Source organism: Botryobacter ruber (assembly GCF_003347595.2).
GTDB lineage: Bacteria > Bacteroidota > Bacteroidia > Cytophagales > Hymenobacteraceae > Pontibacter > Pontibacter ruber_A.
In genome coordinates this window covers 40560-63481 of sequence record NZ_QCZK02000049.1, presented here as the reverse complement: position 1 = coordinate 63481, position 22922 = coordinate 40560, and the positions used below count along the sequence as shown (strand labels likewise).

The window sequence follows — 22922 nt, the reverse complement described above, 5'->3', positions numbered from 1 at the left end:
AGATAAAATATTTAGATTGTTACTGTTTTATCAAGTAAAGTTTGTGTAAAATGATAACAAAACAATTTCCGATTTTGTTAAACCGGTGAAAGACTTTACGATGGCACTCATTTTCAAAAGTCTTTGTTGAAAGGACATGCAAACAAATGTTAACTTTAACGGATAATTACGCTTTCAGCATATCAAATATCTTTTAGATTAACACTTTTTGTACCAGGTTTTTTTATTTGCCATTTGTGAAAAAGTTTCTTCTAATATTTTCCTTTCTTCTTATTCAGTTCCTGGCAGTTGCCCAGGTAAAGAATGAGGGTATTCCATCCATCCGTAATTACACACACAAAGATTACAAAGCTGCCTCGCAGAACTGGGCTATCGTGCAGGACCACAGGGGCGTACTGTATTTCGGAAATAACGCCGGTATACTGGAGTTTGACGGTAACCTCTGGAACACGATCAGCCTTGATAACAGAACCAATGTGCGTTCGCTGGCCATTGATAACAAAGGACGCATTTATGTGGGCGGTCAGGATGATTTTGGTTACCTGGAGCCGGATGCGCAGGGGCAGCTGGTTTTTAAGTCGCTTAAAGGTAAAATAGAAAAACAGTACCAGAACTTTGATGATGTCTGGAAAATCTACACGACCAGCGATGGTGTTTATTTCTGCACTGTTTCGGGTATTTATTTTCTGCAGGACAATCAGGTAAAGGTTTATAAAGTGCCCGCTCAGAAAAGCGAGATGGCTTTTTTTGTACAGGACAAGCTGTATGTGCCGGTAATGGGCAAAGGCATTTACGAGCTGAAACAGGAAAAGATGGTGCTGATTCCCAACAGTAGCGCGTTCGGGCAAAGCGTAATTACAGCCATGCTGCCTGCTGCTGAAAACAAAGTGCTGCTGGTAACGGAACAGGAGGGCCTGTTTACTTACGACGGGTATACCCACTTCGAGCCCTGGGCAACAGGGGTGAAAAGTTTTCTGGCTAAAGCCAAGGCAGGAACCGCTATTGCGCTGGCAGAAGGTTATGCCATCGGTACTTCACAGGATGGCCTGCTGTTGATAGACAACAAGGGGCAGCCGCTCCAGCACCTGAACCGGGATAAAGGTCTGCAGAATAACACCGTCCGGAGCATTTACCAGGACAATGCCGGTAATCTTTGGCTTGGACTGAACAATGGGATCGATTATGTGGAGATAAATTCCCCCTTCACGCTTTTTAATATTAAAAATGGTTTGCCCGGCACTGCCTACACCTCCCTGATGGACAAGGACCGGCTTTACCTGGGCACCAGCGACGGCTTGTATTACCGGAAATGGTCGAACCGGCAAAATCCGCTCGAAACTACCGGTTTTCGCCAGATTGAAAACTCGCAGGGCCAGGTTTACAATCTGCAGAAAATAGCAGGACATTTGCTCCTGTCTCACCACAACGGAGCTTATGAACTGGTGGATGACCGGGCCGTTAAACTTTCTGATCACCGGGGCGCCTGGCTGTTTATGCCGCTGAAAGATTATCCGGGCTACCTTGTCTGCGGTACCTATTCCGGGTTGTACTTGTATAAATTAGTGGGAGGACAGGTGCAGTTTCAGTGGAAGATTGCCGGTTTCAACGAGTCGTCGCGGGTGATGGAAGAAGACGAAGCGGGAAACCTATGGGTAGCGCATGGCTATAAGGGCGTTTATAAGCTAAAGCTGGAGCCGGATCTTAAAAAAGTGCAGCGGGTAGATTTTTATAATGAGAAGAACGGGTTTCCGTCAAACCTCTTCATCAACACATTTAAAATAGGCGGTAAACTGGTTTTTACTGGAGAGCGCGGTGTGTTTAAGTTTAACGAAGGCTCAGAAAGATTTGAGCAGCATGAAGAATTGGGAAAGCTTTTTGATGAAAATGTGCACGTGCGCAAGCTGGTGGAAGACCAGAACGGGAATATCTGGTTTTCGGCTGGGGAAGAAATGGGTATCCTTAAGAAACAACCGAATGGCAGCTATGAAGTGGAAAAAAATACGTTCAGCAAAATGAGTGGCAAACTGGTTGGGGGCTTTGAACATATTGCCTACTACGACCGCGCCAATGTGCTCTTCGGCACCGATGAGGGCTTTGTGCATTACCACCCATCCTTTCTGCAGACAAAGAACGTGGATCATAAATTTTATACACTTATCCGCAAAATAGAGGCCAGGGCAGATGGAAAAGACACCTTGGTTTTTGCAGGCGCCTTCTCTGCTAGTGGCTACCTCAGTGTGCAGCAGCCGGAAGAAAGGATACCTGAGTTGCCGTATCGGTTCAATTCCCTGAAATTTACCTACGGAGCCATTTCTTACAGCGACATAGATGGCATGGCGTACCAGGTTTTTCTGGAAGGGCACGATAAGAACTGGTCGTCCTGGAGTCCGGTGTTGCAGAAGGAGTATACCAATTTAGGAGAAGGAGATTATACGTTTCATGTGCGGGCAAGAGATATTTATAATAATGAAAGTGCAGAAGCCTCTTTCCGTTTTGAGGTGGCGCCGCCCTGGTACAGGTCGTTGGGGGCTTATGCTGTGTATGTTTTTTTGGGAATCGTTTTGTTGTTCCTGCTGAAAAAGCGAGTTGACCGGCAGATCTATAAAACAAAGTTAAAGCTGGAAAAGGAACAGCAAAAGGCGCTCCTGCTGCAGGAGGCGCAGCATATGGAAGAAGTGCTGAAAGCTGAAAAAGAAATTATCAGGTTAAATAACGAGAAACTGGAAAATGAGCTGAACATGAAAAACAAAGAGCTCGCTTCTTCTGCCCTGCACGTTATTCATAGCCTCGATACGGTGGAAAAGGTACGGAACCAGTTGCAGCTCGTTATAGAAAATGTTAACGACCGGGAGTCGCAGCATCACCTCCGCAAAGTGCTGCGCTCCGTGGAAGATGAGATAAAGGTTGAAAATAACTGGGACCAGTTTGAGCTGCATTTCAACCAGATACACGAAGATTTCCTCAAGCGCCTCCGGGTAGATTACCCCGAGCTCACACACCGCGATATCAAACTTTGTGCTTACCTGCGCATGAGCTTGTCGAGCAAAGAAATTGCATCGCTTCTGAACCTGTCCATCCGGGGAGTGGAAACCAGCCGCTACCGTATCCGCAAAAAAATGAACCTGGAGCAGGAGGTTAACCTGACGGAGTTTATTCTGAAGTATTAAGTTTGCGCCTTAGGGCAGGAGCAGAGGCTTTGGTGGCAGATGCAGCAGAAAAAATTGACCTGATTCAGAGGCTGCCTGCCTAAGATTTAACTAAATGTAACTGCTGTTTAGGACATCTGTGTCATGAACTAAGTCTGTTGCGGACATCCGTGTCCGCTTTGCAAAATAAGCTTGCACGGTACGGGGACATGGATGTCCCCAGCAGAGAACTTCCGGACACAGATGTCCGGAAGAGCAAAATTTGAAAAGAAAGCACAGTCATATATTAGCAAAAAAAGAGGGAGACTGGTTTGAACGTTGTGTTCTTGCCAGTCTCCCTCTTCGGTTTATAACCTGTTGATTCAAATTCAGGCTACATCATATCAGTTATTCTGCGTCTTTACCGGTGCCTGTTCTACTAACGTAAACTTTTTAACCTGGTCTCCGATGCGTATTTCGAAGTCGCCTGCTTCCGTTACTTTTTTGCCGGAACGGTTGGTATAAGAGAGGTCGTCGGCGCTAAGGGTGAAGGTGACGGTTTGTTTTTCGCCTGGTTTGAGGTTTATTTTTTCGAAACGTCGCAGCCTTTTTACATCGGGTGTGATGTTGGAGGCGTAGAGGTCGGAGGTGTAGAGGTGAACAACTTCTTTGCCTGCCACTTTGCCCGTGTTGCTTACCTCCACGCTCACTGTCAGCTGCTCGTTTAGCTGCAGTTGCTCCGTGCTCAGCTTTATGTCGCTATAGCTGAAGGTCGTGTAGCTAAGGCCATGTCCAAAGAGGAACTGCGGATTATAATCTGCTTCGTAGTTGTAAACGCCCTCTGCTTTTGCCTGCTCTTCGGCATGCTTATGAATGTAAGAAATGGTCGCGTTGGGATAGCGGGGGTAGGTGTACGGCAGTTTCCCGGAAGGATTCACATCACCGAAAAGCACATCGGCCAATGCGTTGCCTCCGAAATTGCCGGGCTGGTAAATCTGCACGATGGCCTGCATCTGTGACTCAAAGCGGCTGATAATACGCGGGCGGCCTTCGTTGAGCACCAGCACCACGGGCTTCCCAGTTGCGGCAAGCTTACGGGCCAGTTCCGTCTGCAACTCCGAAATGTAGAGGTCGCTCAGGTCGCCCGGTTTTTCGGTGGAGGTGTTTTCGCCGAGGCAGAGTAGTATGACATCTGCGTTACGGGCAGCGGCCACGGCTTCGTCTAGTTTGTCTGCTGCTTCTTCGTAGTATTTGCCGCCTGCTTTGTAGCTCACACCCGGTACATAGGTTACATTGGAAGCTCCGATTTCCTGCTGCACGGCCTCCAGGATGGTGTTGTATTGTGCAGCAAACTCATCTACTTTATCGCCCTGCCAGGAGTAGGTCCAGGCGCCGTTGAGGGTGCGCATGCTGTTGGCATTGGGGCCGGTTACGAGCACTTTGGTTTTCTTTGCCAGGGGCAGGAGCTGCTGCTCGTTCTTGAGGAGCGTAATAGACTCTGCGGCCATCTTGTAAGAAGCTTCTTCAAACTCCTTGCTGCCAAACTTGGGGTAATCTTTCGGGTTGGTGGTAGGTTTGTCGAACAGGTTCAGTGCGAACTTTACGCGCAGGATGCGGCGCACGGCATCATCCACCCGTTCCTGCTTTACCTTTCCTTCTTTTACCAGCTCCACCAGCCCGTCGCAGAACGGCTCGTAGTTGTAGGGAATCATCGACATGTCTACCCCGGCGTTGATGGCCAGCATGATGGCCTCCTTGTCGGTGGCGGCTACCTTGTCGCGGCGGTGCAGGTTTTCGATATCGGCCCAGTCGGTTACCACCAGTCCTTTAAAGCCCAGTTCCTCTTTCAGGAGTTTGGTGAGCAGGTCGTGGTTGGCGTGTACAGGTATGCCGTTTATGATGCCGGAGTTTACCATCAGTGTGTGCGAACCAGCGTCTACGGCTGCTTTAAAAGAGGGGAGATGATATTCCCGCAACGCTTCTTCTGAAAGGTAGGTAGGCGTTCTGTCTTTGCCGGAGGTAGGTATCTGGTAACCCAGGAAGTGCTTCATGTTGGAGGCCACGTGCTCCGGGTGACCAATGTTGTTGTTCTCGCCTTCGTAACCTTTAATAGTGGCCACACCCATTTCTGCTACCAGGTAAGGGTCTTCGCCAAAGGACTCGAACTGGCGCGGGAAACGCGGGTCTGCACCCAGGTCCAGAACAGGGGAGAAGTTCCAGGGAATGGAGCTGGCGCGGGTTTCATAGGCTGTTACTTCAGCGCCGCGCCGTACCAGTGCCCGGTTCCGGCTGGCTGCCTGCCCGATCTGTTGCGGGAACATGGTCGCGCCCACCGTGTACGTAGCACCATGGATTTCATCCACGCCGTAGATCACCGGTATTTTCAGGCGCGTCTGTTGCATGGCTACCTGCTGAATTTCGCTGATGAGTTCGTGCCACTTTTGCGGCGTCAGGGCGCGGTTATTGGCGGTATTGAGCACGGAGCCGATTTTATAATCCACCAGCGCCTTTTTCATTTCTGCCTTGTCCAGCATTACTGGCTCAAAGCTGGTGAAGCGGTTTTCGCCCTTGCCGATTACATCCAGCGTTATCTGGGCCATCTGGCCTACTTTTTCTTCGAGCGTCATCTGGCTGAGGAGCGCCTGCACCTTGCGCTCAATTTCTGCTTCGGAAGGAGCAGCAGAGGCTGTGGTGGCAGGTGCAGCAGATTTTTGTGCCGTTCTTTTCTGGGCATGGCAGGAGGTAAAAGCAGCAGACACAAACAGGACTGTGAGCGCTGCCTGCCGCAGGTTCATTAAAGTTACTTTCGGTTTCATGTTAGAAAAGTTTTCTGTAAAGCGTTCAGCAGCAACTGGGGTGGGTACAACTGATGAATTGCTGCTGCTTCTTTTTTATTATTCCGGACAGATGTCCGCTGTTATTTATCAATCATTTTGTACACCCGTACATAATCCACTTCCATGGACCTGGGGTAGATATCGGGGTCAACACCCTGGGCACCGCCCCAATCGCCGCCTACTGCTAAGTTGAGTAACAAATGGAAGCGTTTGTCGAATGGCCACACGGCATAGCCTTTTCCTTCGTTCCTGTATTCAAATACCAGCTGTTCATCAATATACCCTCTCATGGAAAATGGTGTCCAGTCGAGGCGGTAGAGGTGAAAATCAGTGCTGGCTGTGGGAATTACTTTTGTTCCCGCTTTCTGCGTGCCGATTTTGTGGTGGTAAGCTTCGGTATGCACCGTAATATGAACTTTATTCTGATCGTAGCCCACATGCTCCATAATATCTATTTCGCCTGATTTGGGCCAGGCGCCATAGGCCCAGTCGGTTGGGAGCATCCAGATGGCGGGCCAGGTGCCTTTACCGGAGGGTAGTTTTGCCTTTACTTCAATCCGGCCATAGAGAAAGTCACCTTTGTTTTTGGTAACCAGCCGTGCCGATGAGTACTCCATGTTGCCGCTGTTCTCGCGCCTGGCCGTAATGGTTAGCAAGCCATCGGCAACGCTGGCATTGGAGAGATTGTCGGTGTAGTTTTGCAGCTCATTGTTTCCCCAGCCGCCGCCGCCCAGGTCATAGCCCCATTTGTTCGGGTCCGGCTTTCCGGGGGTGTTAAATTCATCGGCCCAGACCGGGGTGCTTTCAAAAGTCCAGTTCAGGTCCTGGGGTGGTTTGGGTGCCGTGATAACCGGTCGTGGTGTTTCGGTACCGGTACAGGCAGCACATAACAGGGCAATGCAAAGGTTGGAAACCAATATAAGAGGCATGGTGGTACGTTTTATGTTGTGGAAGATCATTGTTCAGGTGCAGTCCAATTATATTTTTGGGATAAGTAAGGAACAGCATCAGCAGGAGACGTTAATGCCCCTTATGATACTGTTCCTTTTTTAGCTATGGCTCCAGCCTGAAATCATCCAGGAAGAAAATAGCCGGAATGTAATTTCCTTCTCCACCGATCTGCACCACAATGCGGTCCAGGTCAGTTCTGTCGGCGTAGGGGCTGAAGTCGAAAGTGAGTTCCACCCATTTGTCTGTTTGGCTTACAGCCTGTTTCACCTCTACCTGGTTGGCCCAGGGTTGGGCAGCAGAACCATCCTGAAGTTTAACAGATACCTGCTTCAGGAGGGTTTTAATGGCCCAGTCTTCTCCGGCCGCTGTTACGAAGTCGTTATAGCTGGGAATAAATACCTTTAGCTTGAAAACATTTCGCTGACGCAAATCCATTTTATATTCGAGGTCAGTAAACAGGTTGGCAAACGCGAAAGGCTGGCCTTCCTGCTTAATATACATCGCCACTTTTGGTGAGGTATTGATGGGAAGGGGAGCAGGGTTGTCGTAAGGCGCCATCAGCGTCATGGCATCCTGTATCCAGATGATGTTGCCGGGAGCGTCGAAGTTGTCGCGGATGTCCTCTATTTTGTAGGGTTTTTCAATCACCTCGACAGGTGGCGTATAGCCTTCCGGAACAAGTACATAATTACGGGTGCCGGCACCGCCGCAGCAGGTTTTACGGATATACAACCTGTTTTCGGTCAGCTCTATGACTTCATAAACACCTTCGTTGTCGTCCCAGGCGATGGTCTCGTTGTTTGACAGCGACAGCATGGTTTTGCCGTTTTCTTCATACAGGTTCCAGGAACTGGCAGGAGCCGTGGCCGGTTGCGGCACACACACGTTTTCTGCGCCGTCCGCAATTCCCCACATGGCACCGTTGCTCTGGTTTTCGAATTTGAAACCATCCAGTTTGAAAACGTATTTGTCATCTTTCATACAGTCGTTCTGCTCAGCCAGCGTCTGGTTCCACCACGAATTAGGAGCATCCGCCGGACCGCCAAAGTTCATGGGACCTACCGGGTCGAATACCCAGGTTTTGCCGGCCAATTTATCGGCGCCACCGGTAAGGGCGTTGTAGTCGGGCCGGTCGAGCATCGAAAAGTTGGTCTGGTCGATGCGGATGGTTTTAGTGTTGGAGGCAAATCCGTTTTTGGTGAACACGGTTAACTTTACCGTATACTCACCTTCCAGGGCATAAGAAGCGTTTACTTGCTGGCCTTCGGCAGTAACGCCATTTCCTAAGTCCCAGATGGATTTGAAGGCACCAGGGGCTTCGCTCTTTAACTGAACAATGTTCGGATTGCTGCTGCTGGGCGTAGCTATTATGGTGATACTATCCGAGGAAGGGGGTGGCCCGAGTTCGAGATCCGGATCATCGGGGGAGCAGGCAGCTGCCACCAGCGTCAGCAGCGCTACCGGAAGGTATTTTATAAGTCGGGGAAAAGATATCGTACGTTTCATGCTTTTTTAAATTAATAGTTCCTGTTTTGTTGTAGAACTCCTTTGGTAAGGTCTATTTCCTGTTGCGGAATGGGCAGTACCTCGTTTTTATTTGCTTTGAACCCTAAAGGCCCCAGCACGGCAGCCGCCCTGCCTGTGCGCACCAGGTCAAAAAAGCGGTGGCCTTCGGTGGCCAGTTCCAGCTGACGCTCCCGGTAGATATTTTCCAGTGTAGGCGGTACAGACGGTAAGCCCACCCGTGCGCGGACAGCGTCGAGCAGCATTTTAGCCCTGCTGATATCGCCGCCACTACGTACAATCGCTTCTGCTTCCAGGAGATAGGTGTCGGCTAGCCTGATTTCAATTTCGTTGATAGGCCAGTTCAGTTCCGGGTTGCCGGCACCGGTGTGGCGGTAATCTTTGACCGGCGCATATTTGCGGATAAAGTAATTGGTGTTTTGGTAGCGCTCGTTGTAGGTGGCTCCCTCAGCCCGTAAGGCATTCCCGTCGATAATGGTGTGCTCAAAACGGGGGTCGCCCTGCAAGGCATTTACCAGGTCCAGCGAGACAGGGGCAAAGCCCCAGCCGGATGCGAAGTCGGGGCCATTATAGCCGTCAGCCCCGATAAACTGAGGCGCCACATTACCTTCTCCGCCATTTACCCAGCCCCAGTCGCCCCAGGAAGAAAGGTTTGAATGCGGTATTTCAAGGATTGACTCGGTGTTGAATTTGTTAGCGGGATTAAAAATGTCTCCAAAGTTGTCGAGGAGCCTGTAGTTACCCTGGGTGTTTACTTCGTTAAACAAAGCTGCTGCCTCTGCCATACGGGCATTATCGTTCCGGAACATAATTACTTTACCAAGGATTGCTGTTGCCGCCCATTTGCTTAGTCTTCCTTTTTCATTAGCCGGAATGGTGGGTGGCAGAACAGCGCGTGCCTCTTGCAGGTCTTTCTCGATTTGGGCATACACATCTGCCGGCGCTGCCTGTTTCTGGCTGTAAAGTTCGCTAGTAGGTATCGCTTTTGTAATGAGCGGCACATTCCCAAAGAAGCGCATCAGGTCGAAGTAGAAGTAGGCTCTCAGTGCTTTTGCTTCTGCCGCGGCACGACTGCTGAAGGCTGGGTCGATGCCGGTAGCATTTTCGAGTTTACTCAGGAGCAGGTTGGCTCTGTAGATACCGGTAAAGTTCTTTTGCCAGATACCGGGAGCCGGGCTTATAAAAGGGTCTATGGTGAAATTATCCCAGCGTACCCAGGTAGGCTGATCGGAGGCATCGCTGCCACCTGCGTGCGCCTCGTCAGAGGCAACCGTGAGCAGGGGCATCTTCATGGTGTAGCCGCCGCTGGTGCCCCACTGCATCACATCATAAACAGACACAAGGCCTTGGAACAACTGCTCTTCATTTTTGTAGAAGTTGTCTTCCAGTTCGGTTCCTCTGGGCTGCAGCTCCAGAAATTCTTTGTCGCAGGCGCTGAACGAGGCTGAAGCAGCCACAAAAAGCGCGGGTAATACTATATTTTTGATTTTCATTACTGTAGCAGTTTAAAGATTAAAAGCCAAGATTTACGCCAACCATGTAAGAGCGGGCCTGTGGGTATATGCCACGGTCTACACCAAAGCTTCCTCCGCCAATTTCAGGGTCGAAACCGGTGTAGTTGGTAAAGGTGAGGATGTTGTTGCCGGTAACATAAAAGCGCACTTTGTTCAGGCCTGCTTTGCTGCTGATGGCCTGCGGAAGGGAACAACCCAGTTGCAGGACTTTTATCCGGAAGTAAGAACCGTCTTCTACATAAAAGTCGGAGCTGCGGCTGAAGTTCTGGTTCGGGTCGTTAAGAGACAGCCTCGGGAAGCTGTTGGTGCTGCCTTCGCCCGTCCAGCGGCCAAGCGCTGCAGTGGTCCAGTTGGCACCCTGCAGGTCGTAACGCCTGATAGCTTTAAACACATCGTTTCCGGCTATGCCCTGACCGAACACCATGATATCAAAGTTTTTCCATTTAACAGAGGTTGTAAAGCCGTAGGTCCAGTCGGGGGTAGGGTTGCCAATCATGGTGCGGTCGTCGTTGTCGATGATACCGTCGTTATTGGTATCAACGCGACGGAAGTCACCTGGCTTTGCGTTTGGCTGCAGCAAGTTTCCTTCGCTGTTTACATAGCTGGCTACTTCTTCCTCGTTCTGGAACAGGCCATTATTTTTAAAGCCATAGAAGAAACCAACAGGCTTACCTACTTCGGTGCGGGTGAATACTTCACCGGATGGGCCGAAAACCTGTCCATTCAGGAATTCTTTGTCTTCGCCCAGGAAGGTAACTTCGTTTTTGAGGTACGATACGTTGCTGCTGATATCGAAGGTAAAGTCACCTACCGTTTTGCCGTAACCTATTTCTAGTTCATAGCCCCTGTTTTCCATGTCGGCAATGTTGCCTACCGGTCCGTTATTACCTGCATACCACGGAATGGCAATGTCAAGCAGCATACCGCTTGTTTTCTTGTTGTAGTAATCAAACGTCAGGTTGAAATCCTGGAAAAGGTTGGCATCAAATCCAATGTTTGCCTGGGATGTTTCCTCCCAGCGCAGGTCGGGGTTAGAAAGCGCATTCGGGCTTACACCGTTTACCAGTTGGGCATCCGGGCCATAACCCATGGTGTAGTTCCGTCCACCGCTTACCGTAGGCAGGTAACGGAAATCTCCGATCTGGTTGTTGCCGTTAACGCCGTAGGAACCTCTTATTTTAAGGAAGTTTACTACATTGTTTTCAGGGAAGAAGCCCTCACGCGACGCTACCCAACCAACAGAAACCGACGGGAAAACGCCGTACTTGTTATTGGAGCCGAAGCGGGAGGAACCATCGCGACGCACGATGCCGGTAAAGAGGTATTTTTCATCGTAATTATAAGTTACCCTGCCGAACAGCGAAGCCAGCGTTTCCTGGTACTCACTGCCGTAGAATAACTGGTTTTCGTTAGCGACCGGGAAAGCCAGTGAAGCCTCTTCCAGGTTGGTAGCAGGAATCCCCGACTTCAGGCCGCCCTGCATCTCGCCGTAGTTGCGCTGGGCAGAGGTGCCCGCCAGTGCTGTGATGTTGTGGCGACCGATCACACGGGTATAAGAGGCCGTATTTTCGAGCAGCCAGAACATGCCGCGGTTAGCGTTTCGGGAATAATCGTTCAGGGTATTATTGAAGGTGCCGCTCAGGTAGTAAACCGGGTCGAAATTCTCGCCGCCCCAGAAAGCCAGGTCAACACCCATGCTGGATCTTAATTTCAGACCATTCAGTGGCTCCACTTCTGCAAACACATTGCCCACAATTTTATCAGACCAGCCCTTATTTTGTAAAACAGCAAGCGCGGCTACCGGGTTGAGTATCTCAGAGAACACATACTGTGAGATGCCGTAGGGCCTGCCCATTGCATCGCGCACCACGGGCTGGTCTGTAAACGGTGAGGCATTGAGGCGGGCAGGATCCGTTTCGATGACAGGCGTAAGCGGATCCATGTTTATGGCCCTGTTCAGAGGAGAACCCCACTCGCTGTTAGGTTCAATACCGTTGGAGGCAGTACGGGTATAGCCCAGGTTGTTGCCAAAAGTAATGGCTTTGGTAATCTTGTGGGAAGAGTTCAGGCGAACCGTAAAGCGCTCGTATTTCGACTTATCCGGGGCCACAATACCTTCCTGGTTCAGGTAGCCGAACGAGGCAAAGTATGTCGATTTTTCGCTTCCGCCCGATACGCTCAGTTCGTGGTTTTGTATGGGCGCATTATCGCTGAAAACAGCACTTTGCCAGTCTGTTCCTTCACCAAGCGCATCCGGGTTCTGGAAACGGATAGGACCGCCGCCTGCTACACTGGCTTCGTTGTAAAGCGTGGCATATTCGCGGGCATCCAGCAGGTCGAGCTTGCGCCAGGGAGCCTGTGTACCCACAAAACCGTTGTAGTTCACCGCCATCTGTCCACTTTTCCCTTTGCGGGTGGACACGATAACCACCCCGTTTGCTGCACGTGCACCGTAGATGGCTGCCGATGCGGCATCCTTCAGCACTTCAATTGATTCGATATCCGCCTGGTTCAGGTAGTCTATGCCACCGGTAACCTGCACACCATCCACGATATACAACGGATCGCTGTTGTTGATGGTCGTGGTGCCGCGTACCCGTACGGTGGCCGCTGCACCAGGCTGGCCGGAACTGGTGGTAATGGTAAGACCGGAGGTGCGGCCCTGCAGCGACTGCTCCACCCGGAACACAGGCATGTTCTCCAGGTCGGAAGCACTTACACTTGATATAGCCCCTGTTACCACGCTTTTCTTTTGAACGCCATAGCCGACTACCACCACCTCTTCGAGGGCATTGGCATTAAGCTGCAATGTTACATTCAGGGTTGTTTGTCCGGGAGAAACGAGCACCTCTTTCGTCTGGTGCCCTACGTACGAGATAACCAGTGTTCCGCCTTCATCCGGAACGGGAAGGGTAAATTTCCCATCCATATCGGTAATGGTGCCGGTGGTGGTACCTTTCAGGCCTACACTGGCGCCTAATAATGGCTCTCCGGCTTCATTGGTAATGCGCCCCGAGATGGTGCCAACAACCCGTTTACTGCTTGTGTGGCTAGAAGCAGGCACGGCACCGGCAAAAGAAACAGCGGGCACACAGACAGCTGCAGTAATGGCACAGGATATTGCCAAATGTGAATATTTCCTCATGTTAATAATTTGTGTTAGCTGGCTCATGGTAATCTTTCATAAAAGGTGGACAGGTAAGGATGGGAGTGATGCCGGTATATATTTCAACTAATGAAAGTGAATAATGTTTGCGGGTCCAGCCCATGTTACAGTTGTAAAGTTTTAGCATAAGCGACTTTTTAGGGTTATCTGAATTTGATGTCGGCAAGCTAGGGAAGATTTTTGTAAGCTAACGAATGTTAGGGTACTGCAATCATACTTTCATACTACGTCTTTACTACTTCAAATGCATAAAATGTGCGTTTAAATGAGATTTTGGCCATTTTTCAAAACAGCTTCAAGAGTGGGCTAATGTTGTAACATTAGTTGTATGTTGAAATTTTATTGCACTTGGCGTAGTGGGTAAAATAGTAGCTCTTAGAAATATGGCTGAAAAGTTGATGAAAAGAGGAGCTATCTTTAACAAAAGGATTGAGCGGGTAAGAATAAATCTGCCAAAACGTGGAGTCGCCAGTGGAGCAGCGAACAAATCTTCACAAATAAAAGGCAGCCCCTGGAGTGACTTTAAAATATGAAATGATTGTTAATTGCATAAAAATTAGTTGAATAATGAAAGTGCAGCGGGATTGGTGGCTGCTGCAGCAACCTTTTTAGACTCCCGTTTTACTTTTCCTGTGCTTTGCCGCCCCCCAGCATTTCCTGGAACAGCACCAGGTCCTCGGGCCACAGCCAGAGCAGGAGCAGGCCGCCAGCCACTACCAGGCTGAACATGACAGCCACACGGCCAAACAGGCTCCGGCTCCCCAGAAATCCTGCTAAGGCCGCTTTAAAAACGAGGTTCGAAAGGGTTGCTACCAGGATAATGCGCCAGCCGTTGTCCGGCACAATGCCGCCGGTGTTCATGAGCCGGGCCGTAGAGAGGGTGATGGCATCCACATCCGTAAGGCCCGAAATAAAGGCCACGAGGTACATGCCTTTGCTGCCCAGGTAATCGCGGGCGGCTGCGGTGGCCAGGATGACAACGGCATAGATCGATCCGAAAACCAGCGCAGTCCGGAGCTGTGCCGGGTTGCTTTGCTCCGGCATTTTTTCCTCTTCGTTTCTTTTAAAGAAATAGGCTATTACCGCAACCAGCAGCATCAACAAAAACAGAACCGCAAAGGGAGGCGCTACCTGTGGCATGGTGGCAGGAGCTACTACTGCCATTTCGATTAAAACACGCACCAGCGCTACCGTGGAGGCGATGAAAATAACCAGGGCCGCCAGCATGGTTACATCGCTGCCGCTTTTGGTGCGGCGGGCGTAGGTAACGGTGGTGGCCGTGCTGGAAATAATGCCGCCTAAAATGCCTCCCAGAATGGAGCCTGCCTTTTCGCCGAATAACTTGTAGGCGAAGTAACCCAATAACCCGATTCCCACGATCAGCACCACCATCAGCCAGATGTTCCGTGGGTTGAGCACATCATAAGGACCATAGGTTTGGTCGGGCAGCACGGGCAGGATAACCAGCGAGATAACGGCAAACTGCATAATGGCTTTGATGTCTTTCTCGCCGATGCGGGACACGAAGCGGTGCAGCGTGCCCTTCAGGTGGAGCAGCATGGCCACTGTAGCGCCCAGTGCTACGGCAATGGTACCGTCGCCAGCCATTACGTAAGCGCCCAGCGCATACATCAGCAACATGGCTACTTCGGTTGTGAGCCCTATCTCTGTGGTTTCGGGTTTGCGCAGGATCAGGTTGGCGATCATGATCATGCCGGCCATTCCGATAAAACCTGCCGCCACTATCCATCCTCCAAATTCGGAAGACAGAAGGGCCGCTACTGATCCTAAAAGCGTGATTAACGGAAAAGTACGGATGCCGGCCAGCTTCGATTCTTTATACTCCCGCTGCAGCCCGACCAGCAGGCCTAACCCAAGGGAAATAGCAAGTTTCTGAAAAAGCTCCGGCTCCATAAAATTTATCTTTTCAGGTTGCCCTACAGATACGTTGGTTTACCGGAAGGAAGTTATAAACTGTTCCTGATTCTTTTGTTTGAGCTTATTTTTTTGTGCTGTGGCTTTCATCCGAACCATACTTTCCGTGTATACCGTAGTAAGTGTAATTCTTCATCAATCCAGAAAAGAAACAACATCATGAGCAGCAACAGTACACAACATGCCCTGGCTACGCTGGGCGATGCAGTCGGAAGAGGTCTGCTGGCCGGACTGGCCGGTACGGCAGCTATTACTATCTCGCAAATGATTGAGATGTATTTTACAAAGCGGGAGCCGAGCCCTGCTCCGGCAAAGGTGGCCGGTCAGGTGTTAGGCGTGGCCCCCAGCAATAAAACGGAAACAGCCGAGCTCAGAGGGGAACCGGTGGAGCCCGGAAAAACAAACCGGCAGGTAAAAGAGGAACACACCGAACGCTTTGCCAACCTGATGCACTGGCAGTACGGCACCAGCTGGGGGATCGGACGGGGGCTGCTTTCTGCCGTAGGCGTAACGGGCTGGCCGGCCACTGCCATCCATTTCGGCTCGATCTGGACAACGGCCATGGTCATGTTGCCTGCGGCCAATGCGTCGGAACCCGTTACGGAGTGGTCGCCGAAGCAGATTGCGGTGGACGCGCTGCACCATGGGGTGTATGCCTTAGCAGCGGGTCTGGTGTTCGATTATATCAACGAAGGGCATGTGCTGCGCAAGTCCGATAAGCCGAAGCGGTATCCGTACATTCACGAAGGGTACGACTATGTAGAGCCTTGATTTTTTGATTCCGTTCAGGTTGTTTTTTTGTGGCGCGGGCAGGAGCCGCCCGCGCTAACAGGATGCTTCTGGCTTTTACTCCATTGGTTGCAAATTGCCTTTTTTTACCAGGAATGCTTTTTCGGCTTTTTCAAGCATTTCTTCTTTTTTGTCGGAATAGGCTTCCAGGATCCTGTATTTTTTCCCGTTGAAGAGGCTGTTCAGCCGGCGTAGCTTTTCCTCGCCCTTGCAGGCTTCGCCTTTTACCAGGTAGGTTTTGTTTGTATACTTTACGCGTGTTCCCACCATGCCATCGACCTCGAAGAGGCGGAACAGGGGCTTCACGTACACTTCAAGACCGCCGGTGGCGCAGACAATTTTAACCCCGTCTTTTTTCATGCTGTCGAGGCGGCTCATGATTTCCTGGTTAAAGTTTTCCGGGAATTCCTTTTTCCAGAATTCTATAGCATACGCTTCCACTTTGTCGGGCGGGAGCTTGTCGAGGTAGTTGAAAAAGTTTTCTTTGAATTCGGTTTGCCTGATCTGGTTAAGCTTGTTGAGGAGTTTGAAATAAGCCATCTCAAAAATGTAGGAGAGGCGTTTGGGTTCTTTGGTCAGAATAAATTTATAGAATTCTTCCTTCGAGCTTTTGTGATAGAACGTTTTGTTTAAGTCGAAAACGGCAAGCTGTAGTTCTTCATTCTTTCCGCCTGTATCCTGAGCCTTTTCTGTTGCCATTGTTGTGTTAGGTAAAGATTGCACGTAGATACGTAAGGCCTGTAAAGTGGTTGAAGGAGCAGTGGGTGTGGTGGCAGGCGCAGCAGAACGCCGGAGTGCCAAACGCCGTTGCGCCAGGCTAAAATTACCGCGATGAAAGAGGCAATAACAAATAGCAGGCTCCCGCAGTATATAGGTTTGCTTACAGACAGCTGCAGAACGCTTGTCAGCGGCAGACAAAACTAAACTTGCTACACTAAAAAAAATCACCTTATGGCATTCGATCAGTACCACGAACCACCACACGAATTATCAGACGAAACCAGGACATTTGCCCGTATGATTGTTTCGCTCACAGAAGAAGCAGAAGCCATTAACTGGTACGAGCAGCGCATTTCGGTAGAGAAGAACGAGGAAGCAAAAGCGATTATGCGCAATGCCCAGAAAGAAGAGTTCAAGCACTTTGGCATGGACCTGGAATTCCTGCTCCGGCAGAAGCCCACCTGGCGCCGGATACTGCAGGGCATTTTGTTTAAAGAAGGAAATATTGTGGAGCATGGCGACGAGGCCGAAGAGCACGGGTAAGAAATGCTTCCGTTTTGAATCCCACTTTCCTGTTCCGGGTAAAGCGTTACATTTTATCCCTATCCCTATTCTTTCATGTTCGTAAGCAGAAAATAAAATCTTCATGCGAAAGGTAGAGCACTGGATAGAGGAAGTGTTGGGTTTGTCTCCTGCAGCACAGGGTAGCATCCTGTCTACAGTTGTCCTGCTGGTCGTTCTCTGGATTCTGAGAAAGTTGCTGGTGCGGATTGCCTCCAGGCGGCAGACCGACTCCCGGAAGTTTTACCAGTGGAAAAAGACGATCAATTATGTTGTTACCGGGTTTGGTATCATCTTCTTATCCAATATCTGGTTTAACGGTTTCGAGTCCATTGCCACTTTCCTGGGACTGTTATCGGCGGGCCTGGTGGTGGCTTTGCGCGACCCCATCACCAATATGTTTGGCTGGCTTTTCCTGATCTGGAAACGGCCTTTCCGGGTAGGCGACCGCATCGAGATAAACGATTATGTGGGCGATGTGATTGACATTACGTTTTTCCAGTTTACGCTCAACGAGCTCGGGCAGTGGGTGGATTCCGACCAGGCAACGGGGCGCGTGGTGCATATACCCAACGGGCAGGTGTTTACAAACCCGCAGATCAACTACAGTTACATTTTTCCTTTTCTCTGGAATGAAATAAAAGTGCTGGTGACCTTTGAAAGCAACTGGCAAAAAGCGAAGTCCATTTTAGAAGAAATTGCTATAGCCCGTTCCGTGGATTTAAACGAGGCAACGGCCCAACGGGTAAAGATCAAGGCGCAGCGGCACCTCATTTTTTACAAGGATTTTAAACCAAAAGTCTTTACCAAAGTCCGGAGAAGAGGGGTTAAACTGACCATTCGGTACCTGTGCAACATCAATGGCCGCCGCGAGAGCGAGAACCAGATCTGGGAAGATATCATTACGCAGTTTTTACAGGCGCCGGATATCAGCTTTGCCTACCCGACCACGCGTTTTTACCAGCCGCCGGAAGAACTGGGGCTGCAGAAGCAACAGGAAAAGGAGCAGTAACACCGCAGCATGCCCGTAAAGCCACTGCCACATTCTGCAGCACCTGCCACCACAGCCACTGCACCTTTTTCTGGGGTGCCTGTGCCGGAGCCTGCTGCCGGTATAGGAGCAGCAACAGGTTCCGGGACGGCAGTTTAGGAACGATCAAGCCGCACATTTACGGCGCCTGGTCCTTTTGGTGTCTGTTCAATCTCAAAAGTAACTTTGTTGTTTTCCTGTACCTGGTCTACCAGGCCGTTCAGGTGCACAAAAATACTTTCCTGCGTCTCCAGGTCTTTGATGAAGCCGTAGCCTTTGGAGTTATTAAAGAACGTAACGATACCGGTTCTGATCAGATCCGCCGGCTCCAGGTCTTCCTGCCGCGTCACACTGATCTGGATATCTTCCTGCTTTACGGCTTTCTTTTTCCGGGTGGGGTCCGGGGGCGTATCCGTAATATTGCCGTTTTCGTCTACATAGGCCAGCATTTCGTCAATGCCTTTCCCTTTGCTCGAGGAAGCTTTGCGCTCTTCCTTCTTTTGTTCTTTGTCCTGTCTTTTTTTAAGTCTTTTCTTTTCTTTTTCTTTTTTACTAAAGGTTTCCTGAGATCTACCCATATATTATTGTTCCTGTTGTTTTTGGTTGATTGTAAGTTGTTTTGAAGTGAAATTTAGCTGTGGCTGGTTAATAGCGGAAGAGGAAGTTGGTTCCGTTGCGTATCCACTTTTCGAAGAAGGAATTATCGTTAAATTCGCCAGAGAGCAAGGCTGTGTCGGAAGCAGTGGTGGCGGAACGGGAATTCATAAATTTTTTGAGGGAGTCCTGGTTGTTGGGTACCCAATCCTGTCCTTTTTTAAGAGCTACGCACAGGTATTCACGTGTTGTGGTATCTACTAAGTACTTTCGGTTCATAGAGTGTATAGGTTTAAGTGAAAGAACATGCTGCACTTCAAGTGCCGCCGGGGCAGTTGTTGGTGCAGGTAAAAACTAAAAAAGCCTTACCGGATGTAAGGCTTTTTCTGGATGACTTGTATGTTAAAACTAAACGAGCTTAACGTTAACCGCGTTTAGTCCTTTTCTACCTTCCTGCAGGTCAAAAGTTACTTCGTCATTTTCTCTGATTTCGCTTACCAAACCAGTTACGTGCACGAAGTATTCCTGATCTGAATTTGCTTCTTTAATAAATCCGAAACCTTTGGTTTCATTAAAGAATTTTACTGTTCCTTTATTCATTGTGTTTTGTTTATTATATACCTACTACAATTACAGCGGCATATACGTTCATAATTTTTTTAAATGTACGACAATTAGTTTACATATCTAAGTTTAGGCCTGTTAAATACAGAAAATAAATAGCAGCACCCTCCGCCATTGCTACAGCTTTTCCGGCTGTACCGGGTAATCCGGCGGGTATGGAAACGCACAAAAAAATATGCAGCATTTTCCTGCTACGAAAGTTTGAACCATCTTTATCCGTCAAAACAGCAGCAGCTTGTATGGAGGCAGCATTACAAACATTAAAACAGGTTGTTACCGCTATTCGTCCCTTGCCGGAGGCGGACTGGCAGGCGTTTTCTGCTGCCTGGAAACCGTTTTCGGCTAAACGGAAAGAAACCCTGACGGTGGCAGGGGAGCGGGAGCATTACCTGTATTTTGTGACGGAGGGGGTGCAGCGGGTGTATTATTTCGACGAGCAGCAACGGGAGGCAACGCTGCTCTTTACCTATGCGCCGTCGTTTGGCGGGGTGCTGGACTCGCTGATGCTGCAACAGCCTTCGCGTTATTTTTACGAAACCTTAACGCCTTCTGCTTTCCTGCGGGCGCCTTACTCCGAGGTACAGCAGCTGATGCAAACCAGGCCGGCCATCGAACACATGATCCGGGAAGGCATCACGCATAGCCTGTCCGGGGTGCTGCAGCGGCTCGTGGAGCTGCAGTGTTACTCCTCGGAAGAGCGGTTCCGGATACTGCTGCAGCGCAGCCCGCATATCCTGCAGCTGGTGCCGCACAAGTACCTGGCCAGCTACCTGGGCATCGATGCGACTAACTTCAGCAAGCTGCTCAACAAGGTGCGCATTTAAATGTTGGTATTTACCAAGATTTATCTTTTTGAGCTGCTGCATCTTTGTAACGTAAACTTTAAACAAACACGTTATGAAAACGCTGAAAATGATTCATGTAGTATCCAAAAGTTTTATCCTTTTTTCGGCCTTCAGTTTGCTGGCAGTCAGTGTGATGGCTTTTTCTGATCCGCAGTCGGTGATGGACCTGGTACACGTGCAGCTAAACAATACCGATGCCTTCAGCTCGATCAGGGGCGTGTATGGCGGCGTGGGAATTACGCTGGTCATCAGCCTGGTGTACCTGATGCTGTACGACACACGCAAAGGACTGGCCTTTTTATGCCTGCTCTGGGGCTTCTATGCCTTGTCGCGCACCATTACCATTTTTATGGAAGGTGCTTTGGGAGACTTTGGAAACCAGTGGCTGCTCACCGAGACGGTGCTGTTTGTAGTAGCTGCCATCCTGGTTGCTGTTTATAGAAAACCGGCTTCACCTGAAAAAGCAAACTGATATGAAAGAGGTAAACCAGGAAGAGCTGCTGGAGGCGCTGGAAACCAAAGTGGAACAGCACATCGCAGAGGCCGTGCGGGTTTTCCAGAACCTGCCGGAGGCCGGACTGCTGCAACCTGCGGAGAACGGGGGCTGGAGCATTGCCCAGTGCCTGGCCCACCTGAACTCCTACGGCGATTACTACCTGCCCCGCATTCAAGCTGCCTTAGCCCGGAACAAAGCCTTGCTGCCTACAGGAACATTTAAGAGTACCTGGCTCGGCAACCGGTTTATCCGGATGATGGCACCTGAAACAGGAACGAAAAAGTACAAGGCTGCCAGGCAGCATCTGCCTGCTGATGCGCTGGATGCGCCGGCGGTGGTGGGGGAGTTTATCCGGCAGCAGGAGGAGTTGCTTGCCTGCCTCAGGCTGGCCCGCAAGTCGGATCTGAACGCCATCCGGATACCGGTTTCCATTTTGAAATGGGTGCGGCTAAAGCTTGGGGACATCCTGCAGTTTATGGTGGTGCACAACGAGCGGCACCTGCTGCAGGCGAAGCGGAATTTGCCTGCAGCAAAAAGCGTAGCCGGCTGAAGGCCCGCGGAGGAGCAGCGGCTGTGGTGGCAGGTACAGCAGTATTTTAAGGAACAGCAGAAGGTGTGGTGACTGCAGCAGCAACGTAAAATGTGCTTTCCGGCGCTTTGGAAGCAGCAACTATTGGCATGAAAACAGGGTATCAACAACAACTGAAGCCTTGTTCTATGTCAACCATAGTCTCTTACCTCAGCGACCAGGGACCTGTACTCTCCGCCCTGCTTGCCACTGTTTTTACCTGGCTGGTAACGGCTGTGGGAGCTGCTATGGTTTTCTTTTTTAAGGAGATGAAACGAAGCTGGCAGGATGTGTCGCTGGGGTTTACCGGGGGCGTGATGCTGGCAGCCAGTTTCTGGTCGTTGCTGAGCCCGGCTATCGAGCTGTCGGCTGAGCAGTACCCGGACATGAGCTGGATGCCTGCCGCGGTGGGGTTTACGGTGGGCGCCCTGTTTGTATATGGCCTGGATAAGACAGCGCCGCACCTGCACATCAATTTTGAACCGGAAGAAGCCGAAGGCCCCAAAACGAAACTGCACCATACCAGCCTGCTGCTCATTGCCATTACCATCCATAACTTCCCGGAGGGACTGGCAGTGGGGGTGCTGTTCGGAGCGGCAGCGCACGGTACGGAAGGGGTAACAGTGGCTTCGGCCGTTACGCTGGCTTTTGGAATCGGGATGCAGAATTTTCCGGAAGGATTTGCCGTGGCCATGCCCCTGCGCAGCATGGGCGCCAGCCGCTGGAAGAGCTTCTGGTACGGACAGCTTTCTGCCATTGTAGAGCCGGTCGCCGGCGTGCTGGGCGCCACTGCTGTTTATTACATGCGCCCGGTACTGCCTTATGCGCTGGCTTTTGCAGCCGGTGCCATGGTGTATGTGGTGGTGGAGGAGGTGATTCCCGAAACGCAACGCGACAAGTTTACCGATTATGCCGTGCTGGGCCTGATTGCCGGTTTTGTGGTGATGATGGTGCTGGATGTTGCGCTGGGGTAATTTTTCTGAATTCAAGCTGCAGGTTCACTTCCTGCCTGTCCTTATAAAGGAAATGCACGCCGCTTTGCGAGGGGCCAGAAATCAGCCTGTGTCCACATCAGTTAGAAATATATACCGGCCACAAGCAGCGCGATTAACAGGAAAAGGGCTGTCCAGAAAAAGATGCCCAACATGACCTGGTCATCCCGGAACGGTACTTCATCGCGCACAGCAGCTGGTCCGGCCGGCGGATGATTCCGGCTGGTGTCCTTATTTTTCCGGCGAGATGGGGCGGCAGCTGCCAGTAACAGCGCAATAAGCAGCCCGACAAACAGCAGGGGCAAAAACGCGACGCCCCAGTAAACCGGCCCGATGGGCCGAACCCAGATGTGCGCTAAGTAAACGCCCAGGAACAGCACCAAAAAAAATGTCCAGAAGCTTCCCCAGGGTCCCCTGTTCCTGAAAACAAAGTAAAAGAGGGCGCCGATGACGAATGCGATCAGTATAACTGCTATCAATCCTGCTACAGACATACGCTTTAGGTTTTATGTTATTGCTAACGAAAGGTATGTGTTAGAGTTTAAGACCGGTTTGCCTTTACCTGTTCCTGTTCCAGGCAATTATTAGGTAAAAAGCTTTGCTGCACCTGCCACCACAGCCACTGCTGCACAGGGATAGCTGCCGGTGGAC

General features: G+C 50.4%; 19 protein-coding genes. 8 read left to right on the top strand and 11 right to left on the bottom strand.

Annotated features, from left to right (window positions below; translation table 11 throughout):
- Positions 1-236: 236 nt before the first annotated feature.
- Entirely contained in the window at positions 237-3167 is a 2931-nt protein-coding gene (locus DCW36_RS15835) for a ligand-binding sensor domain-containing protein (protein ID WP_114781249.1), read from the top strand.
- A gap of 362 nt (positions 3168-3529) precedes the next feature.
- Here DCW36_RS15835 and DCW36_RS15830 read toward each other — a convergent pair whose 3' ends face one another.
- The 6 genes from DCW36_RS15830 to DCW36_RS15805 form a co-directional block, all read right to left on the bottom strand.
- Positions 3530-5941 carry a glycoside hydrolase family 3 N-terminal domain-containing protein gene (locus DCW36_RS15830; RefSeq protein ID WP_205702949.1) on the bottom strand — a complete coding sequence of 804 codons (2412 nt, stop codon included), beginning with the start codon at positions 5939-5941 and terminating at the stop codon, positions 3530-3532.
- A 101-nt stretch (positions 5942-6042) separates the two neighbouring features.
- The gene (locus DCW36_RS15825) at positions 6043-6891 is read right to left on the bottom strand and encodes a glycoside hydrolase family 16 protein (protein WP_114781248.1); all 849 of its coding nucleotides are present in this window, start codon (positions 6889-6891) and stop codon (positions 6043-6045) included.
- 124 nt (positions 6892-7015) lie between these two features.
- Positions 7016-8419, bottom strand: a complete 1404-nt coding sequence (locus DCW36_RS15820) for a PKD domain-containing protein (RefSeq protein WP_114781247.1) — start codon at positions 8417-8419, stop codon at positions 7016-7018.
- Between the two features lie 11 nt (positions 8420-8430).
- Positions 8431-9930 (bottom strand): RagB/SusD family nutrient uptake outer membrane protein, encoded by a 1500-nt coding sequence (locus tag DCW36_RS15815; RefSeq protein WP_114781246.1) that lies wholly within the window; start codon positions 9928-9930, stop codon positions 8431-8433.
- Between the two features lie 19 nt (positions 9931-9949).
- Positions 9950-13096, bottom strand: a complete 3147-nt coding sequence (locus DCW36_RS15810; RefSeq protein WP_114781245.1) for a SusC/RagA family TonB-linked outer membrane protein — start codon at positions 13094-13096, stop codon at positions 9950-9952.
- A gap of 642 nt (positions 13097-13738) precedes the next feature.
- Positions 13739-15031: an MgtC/SapB family protein gene (locus DCW36_RS15805; protein ID WP_114781244.1), complete on the bottom strand. Its 1293-nt coding sequence runs from the start codon at positions 15029-15031 to the stop codon at positions 13739-13741.
- A 180-nt stretch (positions 15032-15211) separates the two neighbouring features.
- Between DCW36_RS15805 and DCW36_RS15800 the strand changes: the two genes are divergently transcribed.
- Entirely contained in the window at positions 15212-15823 is a 612-nt protein-coding gene (locus DCW36_RS15800) for a hypothetical protein (RefSeq protein ID WP_205702948.1), read from the top strand.
- Between the two features lie 75 nt (positions 15824-15898).
- Here DCW36_RS15800 and DCW36_RS15795 read toward each other — a convergent pair whose 3' ends face one another.
- Positions 15899-16540, bottom strand: coding sequence for a haloacid dehalogenase-like hydrolase (locus DCW36_RS15795; RefSeq protein ID WP_114781243.1), 642 nt, complete (start codon positions 16538-16540; stop codon positions 15899-15901).
- 252 nt (positions 16541-16792) lie between these two features.
- Between DCW36_RS15795 and DCW36_RS15790 the strand changes: the two genes are divergently transcribed.
- Both DCW36_RS15790 and DCW36_RS15785 read left to right on the top strand, forming a co-directional pair.
- A complete protein-coding gene (locus tag DCW36_RS15790; RefSeq protein WP_114781242.1) occupies positions 16793-17104 on the top strand; it encodes a ferritin family protein in 312 nt (103 codons plus the stop codon).
- Between the two features lie 103 nt (positions 17105-17207).
- Positions 17208-18134: a mechanosensitive ion channel family protein gene (locus DCW36_RS15785; protein WP_114781241.1), complete on the top strand. Its 927-nt coding sequence runs from the start codon at positions 17208-17210 to the stop codon at positions 18132-18134.
- 134 nt (positions 18135-18268) lie between these two features.
- Here DCW36_RS15785 and DCW36_RS15780 read toward each other — a convergent pair whose 3' ends face one another.
- The 3 genes from DCW36_RS15780 to DCW36_RS15770 form a co-directional block, all read right to left on the bottom strand.
- The gene (locus DCW36_RS15780; RefSeq protein WP_114781240.1) at positions 18269-18730 is read right to left on the bottom strand and encodes a cold-shock protein; all 462 of its coding nucleotides are present in this window, start codon (positions 18728-18730) and stop codon (positions 18269-18271) included.
- Positions 18731-18797: 67 nt separating this feature from the next.
- Positions 18798-19025, bottom strand: coding sequence for a hypothetical protein (locus DCW36_RS15775; RefSeq protein WP_114781239.1), 228 nt, complete (start codon positions 19023-19025; stop codon positions 18798-18800).
- Positions 19026-19154: 129 nt separating this feature from the next.
- The gene (locus DCW36_RS15770) at positions 19155-19346 is read right to left on the bottom strand and encodes a cold-shock protein (RefSeq protein WP_114781238.1); all 192 of its coding nucleotides are present in this window, start codon (positions 19344-19346) and stop codon (positions 19155-19157) included.
- A gap of 263 nt (positions 19347-19609) precedes the next feature.
- Between DCW36_RS15770 and DCW36_RS15765 the strand changes: the two genes are divergently transcribed.
- The 4 genes from DCW36_RS15765 to DCW36_RS15750 all read left to right on the top strand — a co-directional run bounded on the left by DCW36_RS15765 (position 19610) and on the right by DCW36_RS15750 (position 22253).
- Complete coding sequence (locus tag DCW36_RS15765) at positions 19610-20194, top strand: Crp/Fnr family transcriptional regulator (RefSeq protein WP_114781237.1); 585 nt, start codon at positions 19610-19612, stop codon at positions 20192-20194.
- Positions 20195-20267: 73 nt separating this feature from the next.
- Positions 20268-20687 (top strand): DUF4345 domain-containing protein, encoded by a 420-nt coding sequence (locus DCW36_RS15760; protein ID WP_114781236.1) that lies wholly within the window; start codon positions 20268-20270, stop codon positions 20685-20687.
- A 1-nt stretch (position 20688) separates the two neighbouring features.
- A complete protein-coding gene (locus tag DCW36_RS15755; RefSeq protein WP_114781235.1) occupies positions 20689-21261 on the top strand; it encodes a DinB family protein in 573 nt (190 codons plus the stop codon).
- 167 nt (positions 21262-21428) lie between these two features.
- On the top strand, positions 21429-22253 hold the full coding sequence (locus DCW36_RS15750) for a ZIP family metal transporter (RefSeq protein WP_114781234.1): 825 nt from the start codon (positions 21429-21431) through the stop codon (positions 22251-22253).
- 101 nt (positions 22254-22354) lie between these two features.
- On the opposite strand, the gene DCW36_RS15745 is transcribed toward DCW36_RS15750, so the two are convergent.
- Complete coding sequence (locus tag DCW36_RS15745; protein WP_128396984.1) at positions 22355-22765, bottom strand: hypothetical protein; 411 nt, start codon at positions 22763-22765, stop codon at positions 22355-22357.
- Positions 22766-22922: the final 157 nt, after the last annotated feature.